The 15,342-nt window shown below is 54.2% G+C and carries 13 protein-coding genes; 12 read left to right on the forward strand and 1 reads right to left on the reverse strand.

Annotated elements, in window-relative coordinates; genetic code table 11:
• Positions 1-128: 128 nt before the first annotated feature.
• Positions 129-1,127: an alpha/beta hydrolase family protein gene (locus SRBAKS_RS13475; protein ID WP_229591406.1), complete on the reverse strand. Its 999-nt coding sequence runs from the start codon at positions 1,125-1,127 to the stop codon at positions 129-131.
• Between the two features lie 341 nt (positions 1,128-1,468).
• Between SRBAKS_RS13475 and SRBAKS_RS13480 the strand changes: the two genes are divergently transcribed.
• The 12 genes from SRBAKS_RS13480 (at position 1,469) to SRBAKS_RS13535 (ending at position 15,335) form a co-directional block, all read left to right on the forward strand.
• Complete coding sequence (locus SRBAKS_RS13480; protein ID WP_229591407.1) at positions 1,469-4,072, forward strand: sensor domain-containing diguanylate cyclase; 2,604 nt, start codon at positions 1,469-1,471, stop codon at positions 4,070-4,072.
• A 268-nt stretch (positions 4,073-4,340) separates the two neighbouring features.
• Positions 4,341-4,868 carry an RsbRD N-terminal domain-containing protein gene (locus SRBAKS_RS13485; protein WP_229591408.1) on the forward strand — a complete coding sequence of 176 codons (528 nt, stop codon included), beginning with the start codon at positions 4,341-4,343 and terminating at the stop codon, positions 4,866-4,868.
• 198 nt (positions 4,869-5,066) lie between these two features.
• Positions 5,067-6,107, forward strand: coding sequence for a sulfate reduction electron transfer complex DsrMKJOP subunit DsrM (dsrM, locus tag SRBAKS_RS13490; protein WP_229591409.1), 1,041 nt, complete (start codon positions 5,067-5,069; stop codon positions 6,105-6,107).
• A 51-nt stretch (positions 6,108-6,158) separates the two neighbouring features.
• Entirely contained in the window at positions 6,159-7,829 is a 1,671-nt protein-coding gene (gene dsrK / locus SRBAKS_RS13495) for a sulfate reduction electron transfer complex DsrMKJOP subunit DsrK (RefSeq protein WP_229591410.1), read from the forward strand.
• Positions 7,830-8,219, forward strand: coding sequence for a sulfate reduction electron transfer complex DsrMKJOP subunit DsrJ (gene dsrJ / locus SRBAKS_RS13500; RefSeq protein WP_229591411.1), 390 nt, complete (start codon positions 7,830-7,832; stop codon positions 8,217-8,219).
• Positions 8,219-8,986: a sulfate reduction electron transfer complex DsrMKJOP subunit DsrO gene (dsrO, locus tag SRBAKS_RS13505; RefSeq protein WP_229591412.1), complete on the forward strand. Its 768-nt coding sequence runs from the start codon at positions 8,219-8,221 to the stop codon at positions 8,984-8,986. The genes dsrJ and dsrO overlap by 1 nt, the downstream gene beginning before the upstream one ends.
• Before the next feature lie 11 nt (positions 8,987-8,997).
• Entirely contained in the window at positions 8,998-10,236 is a 1,239-nt protein-coding gene (dsrP, locus tag SRBAKS_RS13510) for a sulfate reduction electron transfer complex DsrMKJOP subunit DsrP (RefSeq protein WP_229591413.1), read from the forward strand.
• Between the two features lie 196 nt (positions 10,237-10,432).
• On the forward strand, positions 10,433-11,320 hold the full coding sequence (locus SRBAKS_RS13515; protein WP_229591414.1) for a VOC family protein: 888 nt from the start codon (positions 10,433-10,435) through the stop codon (positions 11,318-11,320).
• Position 11,321: 1 nt separating this feature from the next.
• Entirely contained in the window at positions 11,322-11,555 is a 234-nt protein-coding gene (locus SRBAKS_RS13520; RefSeq protein WP_229591415.1) for a hypothetical protein, read from the forward strand.
• 202 nt (positions 11,556-11,757) lie between these two features.
• Positions 11,758-13,383: an FmdE family protein gene (locus SRBAKS_RS13525; protein ID WP_229591416.1), complete on the forward strand. Its 1,626-nt coding sequence runs from the start codon at positions 11,758-11,760 to the stop codon at positions 13,381-13,383.
• A gap of 336 nt (positions 13,384-13,719) precedes the next feature.
• Positions 13,720-14,172, forward strand: coding sequence for a DUF2318 domain-containing protein (locus SRBAKS_RS13530; protein WP_229591417.1), 453 nt, complete (start codon positions 13,720-13,722; stop codon positions 14,170-14,172).
• Complete coding sequence (locus SRBAKS_RS13535) at positions 14,172-15,335, forward strand: ABC transporter permease (protein ID WP_229591418.1); 1,164 nt, start codon at positions 14,172-14,174, stop codon at positions 15,333-15,335. The genes SRBAKS_RS13530 and SRBAKS_RS13535 overlap by 1 nt, the downstream gene beginning before the upstream one ends.
• Positions 15,336-15,342: the final 7 nt, after the last annotated feature.

A 15,342-nucleotide genomic window follows, 5' to 3' on the forward strand; every position in this document is an offset into this window, starting at 1 on the left:
TCTGCACTGGTTTCGGAATTCACATTCTTTACCGCAAAAAAGTAAAAGGGGAGAATTGTGGTTGGCTTGGTGGGCTCAAAGAGAAGTACCTCTTGTCGCAGGCCGCCGGCTGCCTTTGATACTGATATCTATTGTGCAGTTGCTCCATCAGCGCCAAGGAAGGCTTTGATCTTGCCCACAACCCATCTGTGAATGCTTTCCCGCGTTTTTTCGGAAGTCCCGCAAATTCTGGGGTCTCCACCTTCCGCGAACAGAATCTTCGACCCATCTCCCGTGCATATGGAAAATCCATCAAAGATGTTCGCGGCGGGGACAGTGACTTCTTGAATCGACGGGCCTCGAATTACGTCATTTGGCTGGCCTTTGTTTCCCAGGTAAATAAGCAACGTCGGAATATCAATAGCGGCCGCACCATCAACGAAGGTCTTGGTATATTCCGGGTTGATCGTGACAGCTGCGGCAATACGCGGATCGTGCCGAGGAACGGCGAGCTGTTTTTGGTCCACTTGACTCAATGGGACATTTTGCGCCGCATACCATGCACAGTCCGGCCCATGTATATTGCCGTCATCGCAGGAATGTATGTAGCGCTGTACGTCAAACTGCCCCCCTGAAATGGCAAGGGCTGCCGTGCCACCAAGGGCGAAGCCAACGACGAAAATTTTCGACCTGTCAATATGCTCAGCCCATTTGGGGAGAGCCGTCAGAAGGTCCAGAGCACGGCTGATGTCGTTGGGGCGTTGCCAAATTTCATTTGTGGCACTTGCGGCGTTGTCCGGACGCTGTCCATTGATTTCTACAACAATAAAACCAACCCTGGCCAGCGGCGCACAGAGCCACGAACCAGAGTCGTTGGCAGACCGCAAACCGCCGTGCTTCACCAACACCAAAGGATATGTCCCCCCAGAGAATGGGACGTCCAAAGCGGCTTTGGCTCCCATGAAAACAGCGTTGCCACCAACTTCTACAGCTTCTAAAATTCCATCCTCTACCGGATACCAAATCGATAGCTCCAGAGCCCTGCCCTGAATCGTGGTACTGTTAAGATGTGTGAAGCCAGGTGGCTGCCCTGCGGCGCTTGAGGCAGCGCAGGCGATGAGCAAGACCAAAACATAAATGGCCTTCATCCATATCTCCTTACAACTAAAATTCGATGAAACGACATAATCCCGTAAACAAAAAAGTGGGAAGAAGGAGCACGTTGCCTTCTCAAGATAAACAATTATGCGTACCCTATCAAACTGCCAGCTGATCCCTTCGCTCGTTTGATGAGCGGGAGCGTGCATGCTTGTCATGGGAAAGGATTGAGTGCAGGATGGGGTGACATCCTTTGTTATGTTGCAGGTCGATAGCGTTTTTCTTGTGGTCCTGAGGCGCTCCTTGTGCCGGGCAAATGAAAAAGTTGTTCTCGAAATGATAGGCACTATGGTAGTATGCTCAAAAATTATTTGACTATCTTGGATAAAGGATGAAGCTCCTGCGTAGTCTGTTGGAAAAGAATGAGGAATGGTTTAAAAATCAAATCCTTGAATATGTCGTCAGTCATGGTGCCGAATCTGGTGATGTGACTGCGGACTGGGCTGCCTTTTTTGCCAATCTGAAGCACGGACTGGTGGATCTCGCGCCCGATACGCCTCCTTCGACAGGTCTTCATGGGAGGTTTCCTACACTTTTCGAGCAGATGGACATGCCCATGTTCATTCTTGATGATGAGCTCAACCTCGGAGCAATGAATAAGGCTGCGGCCATGTTCATCGGGCGGGATTTGGAGCCGGGCGAGTTGGAATATGCCCGTGAGTGCTTCCTGGAACCGTCTCCGCCTCAATCCTGTGAATCCAAGTCGCTTACCGACTATCTCCCCTGGCTTGCGGAATCTCTCCGTGACACGCGTGCGTTTGGAAAGATCGGGCAGAAGATCCGGTATGATATCCCTGTTTCCCTGGAGGATGGCGAGCGGCATTATACTGTCACTGTATTGGATATGCCCGGAACCGACGACGACTCTTTCGGGTACGCCGTGGTGTTGGATGAAATTTCATTTGGCGTGGAAGCCTCTCGCAAGTTTGAACGGGAACGCAGCCGGGCAGATCATTATCTGGACATAGTCGGTTCCATGGTTGTGGCCTTGGACACCTCCGGTCTGGTAACCATGATCAACCAGGCCGGGTGTGAGGTCCTGGGCTATGAAGCGGATGAATTGTTGGGTCGGGAGTGGGTTGATCTCGTCATCCCGGCTGACCAGCGGGGCGACATCAAGGAGTATCTCTATCTCGCGCTGTCCGATGACATGGCGCATGGGGAGGAGATTACCAATTTCGTTGTCACCAAGAGCGGAGCGCATCGACTGATTCAGTGGAAGAACAGGCTGCTGACCAATGAAAAAGACGTCCCCATGGGCATCCTCTGCTCCGGGGTAGACATCACCGAGCAGCAGCTCATGGAAGATGCGCTGGCTGAAAAGGAACTTTGGTTGCGGAATACCTTCGTAGCGTTGGGGGAAGGGGTGCTCATTCTCTCTCCGAATCGTGAGATTCTGGATGCCAACCCGGCTGCGGAAACCATTTTTCAGATGACCAACTCGGAGTTGGAGGGGCTGCCGGCAGGGCGACTGCATGTGGATGGGGACCACTATGAAAAGTTCGTGCAGAAAACCGAGGCCGCTTTTGAAGATGGGCGAACTGCCCGTTTCGAGTATGTCATGCGCCGCAGCAATGGCGAGGTGTTCCCCACCGAACATTCCATTTCCATGATCAGTGGCGACGATGGCTCCAAACTTGGGCTCGTCAGTGTCATCAAGGATATCTCTGCCCGCAAGCGGGCGGAGAAGGTGCTTAGTGAGAGTGAGGAGAAATTCCGGCGCATCTTCGAGTCTATCGAAGAAGGGTATATGGTCACTGATCTCGATGGCATCATTAACATGGTGAATCCAGCCACGTGCAAGCTGCTTTTCTATGATGAATCAAATCTTATAGGTAAGAATATCGATCTCTTGTATGCGGATGAAGGTGAGCGGCAGCAGTTTCGAGAGGTCGTGTTGGAAAAAGGTGCGGTTCGGGGACATCAAATTCATGTCTCCCGGGCCGATGGGGCGTCGATAGTCGTAGAAGCCAATGCGCATCTTGTTCTGGATGATGCCGGTCAACCCATGGCGCTGGAAGGGACGTTCCGCGATATCACCAACCGTATCGAAGCAGAGAAAATCCTGCGCGACAGGGAGAAGCAGTACCGGGCATTTTTCGAGAACAACCACGCCATCATGTTGCTGGTGGACCCTGCCACTGACCGTATCGTGGATGCCAACCCCGCGGCCAGCGAGTTCTACGGCTACCCTCTAGATGTGCTGCGCGCCATGGAATTGAACGAGATAGACGCCCTGAGTCCGGAAGAGATATTCATGGAAATGGACAAGGCCAGGGAAGAAGGGCGTACCTATTGTATCCACAAGCACCGGCTGGCCAGTGGGGCTGTCAGGGACGTGGAGGTGTATTCCGGCCCTATCAGCGTTCTGGGCAAGCAGTTGCTTTACTCCGTTATCCACGATGTGACGCAGCGGATAAGCCTGGAACGCAAGATGACCAAGCTGGCCACCATAGATGCCATGACCGGCGTGAACAACCGCCACCAGTTCTTCACCCTGGGCATCAGGGAGCTACAGCGGGTCAAGCGGTACAACAGCCCGTTGACCGTGCTCATGCTGGACATCGATTATTTCAAGTCCGTCAACGACACCCATGGACATCAGGCCGGGGATCTGGTCCTCAAGATGCTGGCCGCTTCAGCCATGTCCACGCTGAGAGCGAGTGACATCTTCGGTCGACTCGGAGGAGAAGAGTTTGCGGCCATCTTGCCGGAAACCGGACTCCGGGAGGGCATGGAGGTCGCAGAACGCCTGCGGGAGGCCTTTTCCAAGCTGGTGGCCCGGGTCCGGGACGCCGAGATCACCTTCACGGTTTCCATCGGTGTGACACTGGTTCGGTCCACGGACAAGACCATCGAAGAGGTCATCAATCGTGCTGACGAGGCTCTCTACAAGGCCAAGCGCATGGGCCGCAACAGGGTGGAGCAGGGCTAGCGTCTTCCAGCTGCATCGCTTTTCTTCGTTGCCGAGTGTCTTTGATCAGACTCCCCGATTTTACACAAAAAAAAGATACGATTCCCCTCTTCATCAATCGGTTTTTCCTTGAAAAAGCCTTGACGTTTTCCGATGGGTTTGAAATATGTTTCTGAGTTTTACGTGATGTATTTCACAACTTACTAAAAGCAGACTCGTAAAAAGGTGACTCTCCGATCCGTTGGGGGTGGTCTTGTTATCGTTTTTTATGAGTGAATAAGAGTAGTTAATGACATTTGAATCCCTGCTGGCCGAACGCAAAGCCGAACTGTCGAAGATGTGGGCCGATTTGGTTCTTCAGACCTATCCCAAGGAAACCCAGAAAATCTGGACTCGGCAGAAGGATCGTTTTCAGAACCCCGTGGGGGCCGCCATTTTTGAGGCGACCGGGGAACTGTTCGAAAGCCTTATCGACTGGCAGGACGCGGGTGCAATCGCCGCATCCCTGGATAAGCTCATACGCATCCGGGCCGTGCAGGATTTCACTCCCTCGCAGGCAATCAGTTTTGTTTTTCTTCTGAAGAAGCTCCTTCGCGACGAGTATTTCAAGGCAATGAAGAAAAATGGCACGTTGGAAGACCTGTTGAGGTTCGAGGCCAAGGTGGACAACCTGGCCATGATGTCATTCGACATCTATACAAAAAGTCGCGAAGAAGTATTCCGGTTCCGCGTGGACGAAGTGAAGCGCAGCCAGAGCAGTTTGCTCAGGAAAGCCGGATTGGTAGCGGACGTTACGGTCGATACGTCGACCGATTAAGGACGCGCCAAGGGGTGGCCTACGATGTCGTAGTGCCGGGCAAGGTATATTGAGGGGCAGGTTCGCTATTTTTCTGTGCGACCGTTTTCATCCATATCTCCGTCTAAGCATCAACCATCCCTTTGAGCGTGTACCGAAAGTGGCAGGCCTCCCGGTGTGAGAACCGGCGGGTCCAACCTTCAAGCGAGGTGACGGTAGATGAATGCTCTTTACTCACTTCTGTTCGTCTTTCTCCTGGTGTTGATCCCATTGTTCGGGGTTGATGCAGCGCATCTGAGGACTTTCTTCGGTGTCTGTATCCCGACAACGGCGTTCATCATCTTCATTGTCGGCTTTGCATACAAAGTCATAACCTGGGGTCGGAGTGCTGTGCCTTTCCGTATCCCCACAACCGGCGGCCAGTTCAAATCGTTTGATCCGGAAATGTTTCCGCAGAACAAACTCGACTGTCCCCAGACCGGCGCCCAGACCTTCTTCCGCATGGTTCTCGAAGTGTTTGCGTTCCGGTCTCTGTTCAGGAACACCGCAGTGTCCCTGCACGAAGGCAAAGATCACCCTGTAGTCGCTTACAAATCCAGCAAGTGGCTGTGGCTCTTCGCCATCACCTTCCATTACTCTTTCTTTATCGTAGCCCTGCGGCACCTGCGCCTCTTCCTTGAGCCCATCCCGTTCTTCGTGCATGGTCTCGAGTTCGTGGACGGCCTTTTGCAGATCGGCGCTCCCACCATGTACCTGACCGACGTCGGTCTGGTTGTCGGTGTGTTGCTGCTGTTCGGCCGCAGAATGATCAACTCCAGAGTCAATTACATTTCGTATGCATCGGATTTCTTTCCGCTGTTCCTGATTCTGGCCGTTGCCCTGTCGGGCATCTACATGCGCTACTACGACAAGGTCGACATCATTGCGATCAAGGAACTGACCATGGGTCTGGTGACATTCCATTATCATGTCCCCGAAGCCATCAGCGTTTCCTTCTTCGTCCACGTCTTCCTGGTCAGTTGCCTCATGGCATACTTCCCGTTCAGCAAGCTTATGCACTTCCCCGGAGTCTTCCTGTCTCCGACAAGGAACCTGCCGAACGACTCGCGTGCAAAGCACCACGTGAACCCCTGGAACGACCCCAACATCAAGCCCCATGCCTACGCGGATTATGAGAAGCACTTCGGTGTTCCCATGGCCGAGGCCGGTCTGCCGCTCGATAATCCCGAGAATGGCAAGGCCCCTGAGGAAGAGGCTTAGACTCTAGGGTTCACCGAAAGGTGATACTTCTTTATCTGAGGAGATAAGAATATGTCCGACATCCCAAAAGCTGATGAGCTCTTCAAGAGCATAGATTACAATCCGCCGGCAACAGGCTGGATGGAAACCCCGGTGGACTTTTCACCGGGCAACTGGTGTTACCCCGCCAAACCCGAGAAGATGGAGTATATGGAATCCAAGCTTCCCGGTCTGTGGGGTCCGGTCCGTGAGTGGAACCCGGGTGAAGAGGACTGGAAGCTGCCTGCCAACTGGAAAGAGATCGTGGTCAACGGTTTCAAGGAACGCCTTGGCAAATTCCGCTCCCTTAAAGTGTTCATGGACATCTGTGTCCGTTGCGGTGCCTGCGCCGACAAGTGTCACTTCTTCATCGGTTCCGGTGATCCCAAGAACATGCCTGTTCTGCGCGCCGAGCTGATGCGCTCCGTCTACCGCGGTGAATTCACCGTGGCCGGAAAGATTCTGTCCAAGCTCACCGGTTCCCGCGTCATGGAAGAAGATGTCCTGAAAGAATGGTTCATCTACTTCTATCAATGCACCCAGTGTCGTCGGTGTTCCCTGTACTGTCCCTACGGCATCGATACAGCGGAAATGACCATGATGGCCCGCGAGCTCATGCACCTGGTTGGTCTGAACACCAACTGGATCATGGAGCCAGTCTCCAACTGTAATATCACAGGTAACCACCTCGGCATTCAGCCTCACGCCTTCGCCGACATCGTCGAATTCATGGTCGATGACATCGAAGAAGTGACCGGCCGCCGGGTCAAGGCCCCGCTCAACGAAAAGGGCCACGAAATCCTGTTCATCACCCCGTCCGGCGACGTGTTCGCCGATCCCGGTATCTATACCTTCATGGGCTACCTGCTCCTGTTCGATTACCTGGATCTCGACTACACCATGTCCACCTACGCATCTGAGGGCGGTAACTTCGGTTCGTTTACCAACAACGAAACCATGAAGAAGCTCAACGCCAAGATGTACGCCGAAGCCAACCGCCTCGGTTGTAAATGGATTCTGGGCGGCGAGTGTGGCCACATGTGGCGCGTTGTTCATCAGTACATGGATACCATGAATGCTGACATCCAGGGTTCCCAGATGGCGACGCCGAAGTCTCCCATCACCGGTACCGTGTTTGACACCGCAGCAGCCACCAAAATGCTGCACATCACTGAGTTTACAGCTGACCTGATCAAGAACAACAAGCTGAAGCTCGATCCCAGTCGCAACGATCATCTGAAAGTAACCTTCCACGACTCCTGCAACCCTGCCCGAGGCATGGGCCTGCTGGACGAGCCGCGTTACGTCATCAAGAACGTATGCAACAACTTCTATGAAATGCCTCCCGCAACCATCCGCGAGCAGACTTTCTGCTGTGCAGGCGGTTCCGGCCTGAACACCGACGAGATCATGGAAATCCGCCTGCGTGGCGGCCTGCCTCGCGGTAACGCACTGCGTCATGTTCAGGAAAAGCACGGCGTCAACACCATGGCCTGTATCTGCGCCATCGACCGCGCCACCCTGATTCCGCTGGCCGACTACTGGGCTCCCGGCGTCACCATCACCGGTACCCACGAGCTGGTTGCCAACGCACTGGTCCTCGAAGAGGGCGAAGAGCGCAAGATGGACATGCGTCAGGAATACCTCCCTGGCTTCGAGGACGAGGAAGACGACTGGACGCCCCCGAACATGGAGGATGCATAAATGAAAATGCAAAACGGATTCCCGATCGTCGCTGGTCTGGTCATCTTCATCGGGCTGCTCTGTGCCCCGTTTGTGATGGGCAAGGTCGTGACTCACGAATACAAGGCCCCGGAAATCAAGATGCCTGTTGGCGAAAAAGAGTGCATCGAGTCCAAAGAGTTCATGCGCGAACAGCACATGCAGCTCCTGAACCAATGGCGTGATTGGGCCCTGCGTGATGGCAAGAGAACCTATACGAACCACGCTGGTAAAGAGTTCACCATCAGTCTGCAGAACACCTGCATGAAGTGCCACAACAACAAGGCCGACTTCTGCGACAAGTGTCACACTGATGCCGGTGTCTCTCCCTACTGCTGGGATTGCCACGTTCAGCCGGAGGGTTTGAAATAATGAAAAAGAACAGAAGAGCCTTCATAAAGCTTGCGGCTTTAGCCGCTGCAGGACTGGCTGTGGCCCCCAAGGCCATGGCATCCGGTAGCGCGGCTCCGGTCAAGGTGAATGCCACAGCTGTCCATGCCGAGCATTGGGCCATGGTCATTGACACCACCAAGCTGCATACCGAAGAAGAAATCGGCAAGCTGGCCAAAATCTGTCATTCCATCCACAACGTTCCGTCCATCGAGGGCAAGCAGGAAGTGAAGTGGTTGTGGAGCGACGAGTATGGTCACACCTTCCCCGAGCAGGAAAACCCGCACCTGGCAGAAGAAGTGCACCACCGTGCCTACGCTTTGCTGTGCAACCATTGCGAGCAGCCTTCGTGCGTGCGCGTCTGTCCCACCAAGGCGACATTCAAGCGCCCTGACGGCATCGTGGCCATGGACTACCATCGCTGCATCGGCTGTCGGTACTGCATGGCTGCCTGCCCCTACGGTTCTCGCTCCTTCAACTGGGGCGAACCCCGGAAGAATCTGGATCTGTCCAAGCTGAACCCCGAATTCCCCACCCGCATGCGCGGCGTCGTCGAGAAGTGCAACTTCTGCGTCGAGCGTCTGGCTGTCGGCAAGGAACCTGCCTGTGTGGAAGCATCGCACGGCGCCATCGTGTTCGGCGATCTGAGCAATCCTGATTCCGAGATTCGAAAGGTCCTTCGAGAGAAGTTCACCATTCGTCGTAAACCCTCTGCTGGCACTGAGCCCAGTGTTTACTACATCATTTAGGAGGAATCAGAATGCTTGAATTAGCTCTCAAAGGTTCCAAAAGATACTATGGTTGGATAGCGTTCCTCCTGGTGTTGATTGGTATAGGTTCCACGGCCTATATTAACCAGCTTATGAAAGGTCTGGAAGTCACCGGTATGAGCCGCGACGTGTCCTGGGGTTTCTATATATCCCAGTTCACCTATCTTGTCGGTCTGGCCGCCTCCGGTGTCATGATCGTACTGCCCAACTACTTCCATAACTACAAGACCAACAAACACATGGTCATCTTCGGTGAATTCATGGCAATCGCCGCCTGTATCATGTGCCTGCTGTTCATCATTGTCGACATCGGGCAGCCCACTCGTGCCCTGAACATGGTCTTACATCCGACACCTAACTCCATCCTATTCTGGGATATGATCGTTCTGAACGGTTATCTCGGCCTGAACCTGCTGGTGGGTTGGACCTGTCTGACTGCTGACCGTGCGGGACTGCCGCATCCGAAGTGGCTCAAGCCCTTCATTTATACGTCCATCATCTGGGCCTTCTCCATCCACACCGTGACAGCGTTCCTGTACCAGGGCCTGCCCGGCCGCCACTACTGGCTCACCGCCATCCTGGCTGCCCGCTTCCTGGCTTCCGCGTTCTGTTCCGGTCCCGCCATCCTCCTTCTGGTTATGATGGTTACCGAGAAGTTCACGTCCTTCAAGATGAACAAGAATGCCCTGACGACTCTGGTCAAGATCATCGCTTACGCCATGTGCGTGAACATGTTCTTCTTTGCCCTGGAGATCTTCACCTCATTCTACTCCAACATCCCGGGCCACATGCATCCCATCCTCTACCTGTTCGAACACGCGAACGGTGGACTGGTGACATTGATGTGGACCTTTATCGCGTTCGCGGCGATTTCCATCACACTGTTGGCGACTCCGCGTTTCCGCAACAACCTGAAGCTGTTGCCCTTCACTTTGGTTATCCTCGTGATCGCTACCTGGATCGACAAGGGCCTCGGTCTTCTGATCGGTGGTTTCAACCCCACTCCGTTCGAGACCATTACTTCCTACTGGCCCACCGGCAATGAGCTCATGATCTCCATGATGATCTATGCCATCGGTGCCTTGATCGTGACGGTTCTTTTCAAGATCGCCACTGATGTGAAACAGGAAGTGGGACACTCTCAGGCGCTGACCTGTGGTTGCTCCTCTGACGATGCATGTGATTGTACATGCGAGGAAGAAGCAGAAGACGCTCCGGCCGAGGCGTAAGAATCGGTCACTGCTGACAACCTAGCCACGCAACGTCACCTCGCTAGGTCATACGGCTATCATGAGAGGCCACTCCATTTGGAGTGGCCTCTTTTTATTTTTTTTGCCTTGTACGGGTTCCTTTTTCTTCACTGAATATGCTAGCTTTAAAAAAGGATAACGAATACGTGTTCAAATATAAGAAAGGCTTGTTTCAATGAAGCGTGATTCATGCAAATTGTTTTTTTCCCCGTATATTCTGGTTCTGATTCTGTTGTGTTCTGCTGGATTATCAGGATGCGCCACAAAAATAATTGTCCCACCCATCACGGGCAGGGCGGCCGGTTTGGAATTGACCGGCAAGTTCGTCTGGTTTGATCTGTACACAACGGACATAGTGCAGGCCACGCGCTTTTATGATGCCGTCTTCAATTGGTCATTTGAGAGAACCGACCCGGAAAGCGGCAAGGTGAAGAATATCCTCTTTGACCATGAGCGTATCGGCAATGTTATTGAGCGCAAGGACAAGGCAAAAGGCTCCCAGTGGCTCTCCTTTATCTCGGTGCGGAACACAGACGCCCTGTTCAACCAGGCGTTGGATTCAGGGGCAACAAAGCTCATCGCGCCCAAGGACATGCCGGACCGTGGACGGGTCGCCGTGGTCCTTGACCCTCAAGAAGCCCTGTTTGCTCTGGTGACATCTCCATTGGGCGATCCGGCGGATGTCAAACCAACCAATGGATACTGGCTTGGAGCGGAGCTGTGGACGCATGACGTGGACGCGGCCATACAATTTTATGCGACCCTGGTCGGGTACACTGCTCAGTCGCTGCCGGTGCATGAACAGGTCCGGTATACACAGTTGCTGGCCAATGCCATTCCCCGATGCGGCGTGGTCTCCATTCCCTGGGAGGACGTGAGCCCGCAGTGGGTTCCGTATGTTGCCGTGCTGGATATCCAGGAAACATTGGCGCGGGTTGAGGCCCATGGCGGGCGCATACTGATCCGTCCGCAGATGGACATCAAATCAGGGCGGGTGGCTATTTTCAAGGACCCTACCGGTGGCATACTCGGCATTCAGGAATTCCAGCCGGAGGAGTTCTAGCATGAAGGGGACCCGCTTGATGTTGACGCTGGCCTTGCTCGGTCTGTTGGCCATGCTCGGTTCCGGGTGTGTGTCCTATGGTCTCTCTGTGCATTACGGGACACATTGGTCGAACTATCATGATTACCCCCATTATCGACCGCCACCGAACTATAAACCGGATCGACCCAAGCCCAAACCCCGTCCTGTGCAGTTGCCCGAGAGGACAGGCCGTCCCGGAAAATCAATGCGATAAATGAGCAAACCCGCTTTTATTATAAGCGGGTTTTCTTGTTGTTACGAAGCAGGTACAATACCGGTGCCTATCAGTGTGAAAGATCGGGAAGGTTGTGGCATTATGTCTGTCTCGGCATGGTCTGTTTTTTCAGGATGTTGTTTGACGTAAGCACAATCTCCATATACCTCATACGGGCAAAAACCTAAGAAAAGAGGACTCCATGAATATCGGTGAATACACGTTTGAAGAGTTCAAGCAAAAGGCCAAGGAATTTCACGGGTACCCTGCACCCGGGTTGCTTATCGGCGGCTACATGGTTGCGGCGGCAAAAGCTCGTCTGCCTGAGGGAACCCTGTTTGAAGCCATGGTCGAGTCCGGTAAGTGTCTGCCGGACGCGGTACAGCTGCTCACGCTTTGTTCAACCGGCAACAACTGGATGAAGGTCAAGCTGCTCGGTCGGTATGCGGTCTCGCTGTATGACAAATTTTCCGGCGAGGGATGGCGCGTGGCCGTGGATCAGGAAAAGCTCGCCCAGTGGCCCGAGATCAAAGGGTGGTTCATGAAGGAAAAGCCCAAGGCAGAGCAGGACACGGACAAGCTCTTTGCCGAGATCAAGGAGGCCGGTGACACCATCTGTTCCATCAAGCAAATCAAGATCGATCCCAAGTTTCTCGGTCACGGACACATGACCGCCATTGATGTGTGCCCGGTTTGCGGCGAGGCCTATCCGGGCAATGACGGCTCCATCTGCCGCGGCTGTCAGGGCGAGGCCCCGTATATCGAGATCGAGAATGTGGGGTGCAGTGACGACGCGCCTCAGCTCAAGGCCGTTCCGGTGGAAAAGGCCGTTGGTCACAAGGCATTGCACGATATGACCGGCATTGAATCCGGCAAGTCCAAGGGGCCGATCACCAAGGCCGGTGATACGCTGGAGATCGGTGACGTCTGTCGTCTGCAGCGTATCGGCAAGAACTCGGTGTATCTCGAAGCAGACCTGCCCGGTGATGAATGGGTGCATGAAAACGAGGCGGTCAAGGCCTTTGCCAGGCGCATTGCCGGTGAGGGGATCTCCTATGATGCGAACCCCGACGAAGGAAAGATCAACTTTATCGCTGAAAAGCCGGGCATGCTTTCCATTGACCTTGACGCGCTTGGCCGTTTCAACCTGTCTCCGGATGTCATGCTCGCCACCCGCCATGACGGGGCGTTGATTCCCGAAGGCAAGGGCGTGGCCGGAACCCGCGCTATCCCGCTCTATATCTCCCGCGACAGATTCAGCCGTGCGCTGACCGCGTTGGGCGAGGGGCCGGTCCTGAACATTCTGCCCATGCGGGCGGCCAAGGTCGGTATTCTTGTTACCGGTACCGAAGTGTTCCAGGGACTTATCGAAGACAAGTTCATTCCGATCATTTCCTCCAAGGTCATCAAGCTTGGCTGCGAAGTCGTCATGAGCGACATCGCTTCTGATGATCGTGCGATGATCACCAGTTCTGCCACGGCCATGCTCGATGCAGGGTGTGATCTCATCATCACCACCGCAGGCATGTCCGTGGACCCGGATGATGTCACGCGGGCCGGTCTGGTCGATGCGGGGCTGACAGATGCGCTGTACGGCGTCCCCATGCTGCCCGGCACCATGACGCTGGTGGGCAAACTGAAGTCAGCGCAAATCATCGGCGTGCCTGCCTGTGCGCTGTTCTACAAGACCACGGCCTTCGACATCGTGCTGCCTCGCCTGCTGGCCAACCAGACGTTGACGCGCAAGGACCTCGCCAGACTTGGTGAGGGCGGATTCTGCATGAATTGCAAGACATGTTCGTTTCCGAAGTGTCCGTTTGGAAAATAGCGGGTAAGTAACGCTGTCGGCATCCGTGCCGAACCATATTTGGCTTGTCAGCAAAACCAGTTGAGCAGTTCATCCGCGAAAGGGTGATCTGCTCAACTGGTTTTGTACCGGTGATCATTGGGTGGGTATGGAGAAGGTACGGCCCGTGTTGTCTGCCGGATGGGCAGGGGGGAGCTGTGGCATGGCGTGATCGCGTGCTTATCGATCAACCACGGATGACATGCGGTCTGTGAAGGTCAATTGTAGGAGTGATAACTATGTTGACTTTGTTTTCGAGAGGGCTTAGATGATAATTCCACACCGTAGAAGTCTGAAATATAAAATGAGGGGGTCGAAATGAAAATAATTAAGTATATTGGAGTAATGGCAATGTTGGTCGCATTGGCCTGGGCGGCTGACAGTCGAGCATTCTTTGGTTTTGACAAATATGAGAGCGTTTCCGCAGACCAGGGCATGGTTACCATCCCGGTCGCTGACATGTCGGATGGAGAAGCGCATTATTACAAGTATGAAACTGCCGGGCGCGTAGTGAAGTTTTTCCTGCTCAAGAGTTCTGACGGGGTCATCCGTGCGGCTTTTGATGCCTGTGACGTGTGCTATCTTGAAAAGAAAGGCTACTCACAGGACGGTGATTTCATGGTCTGCAACAACTGCGGCCAGCGTTTCCATTCATCGCGCATCAACGAAGTGCAGGGCGGGTGCAATCCTTCTCCCCTGAGTCGTATTGACGATGGCTCGGTCGTCAGTATCATGGAAAGTTCCATTATTGCCGGGAGCAAGTATTTCTAATGAATCTTCTGACCATCCCCTTCCGGAATACACGCCGCAAATGGGTGAAGACGGTGCTCCTCTTGCTCGTCTTCGCCCTTGGCGTAACCTCCATCGTTTCGCTGAACTATGTATCCAGCGTGGTTGGTGAATCCTTGGAGAAAAAACTCACCGCCTATGGTGCCAATATCCTGATCATGCCCAAAAGCGAGAAGCTGACCGTGAGTTACGGCGGGTTTTCCATGGGTGATATGGCGCTTGGGGTGACCGATCTGAGCGAATCGGAGGTGGTCTCCAGAACAGGGAGCATCGAACTCAAGGACCGCATAGCGGTGGTGGCGCCCAAGCTTGTTGCCATGGCCAAGGCGAACGATGTCGCGGTGGGCGTTATCGGTGTCCGCTGGGACAAGGAGCAGGTGCTCAAAGGGTACTGGGCAGTGGACGGGACATTCCCCACATCCGATACTGGTGTAGTCGTCGGCTCCAAGGCAGCAGCGCGCCTCAGTCTCAAGCCCGGGGATACGCTGGAACTCGATGGGGTGACAGCGTCGGTTTCCGGGGTGCTCATGCCCACCGGCAGCGATGATGATTCCGTTATTTTTGCGGGTATGCAGTTTGCGCAGGCCCACTTCGGTTCATCAGATCGGGTGAGCTTTGTTGAAGTGGCGGCACTGTGCGCCGGATGCCCCATTGAAGATATCGTGTCCCAGCTCCAGGCCTCGTTGCCGGGCACGGACATTCAGGCTCTACAATCCATCGTCAAGCAGCGGATGTACTCGGTCAATTTCGTCAAGCAGCTTGTTTTGACCGTGTCCCTCATCATTCTCTTCATCGCCTGTTGTATGGTGGGCGTGACCATGCTCTCGTCCGTGAACGAGCGCATCAAGGAGATCGGCCTCTTGCGCTCTCTCGGATTCGGTCGCGCATCCATCTTTTCCATCTTTTGTTTCGAAGCCATGCTCATCGGCATGCTGGCTGGCGTGATCGGCTATTTTGGCGGGGTCGCGCTCAGCCTTGAAATGCTCAAGGTGCTCGATATGGCCGAGGCGGCGACCCTTTCCTTTGACCTCACGCATCTGGCCATGACCAGTTTGCTGATCGTGCTTGTCTCGGTCCTGTCCGCGTTCTTCCCGGCCTGGAAGGCGTCGGCCATCGAACCGTCTGAAGCACTCATTTCACTGTAGGGGGGGC

The organism is Pseudodesulfovibrio sediminis, assembly GCF_020886695.1.
Taxonomy (GTDB): Bacteria; Desulfobacterota; Desulfovibrionia; order Desulfovibrionales; family Desulfovibrionaceae; genus Pseudodesulfovibrio; species Pseudodesulfovibrio sediminis.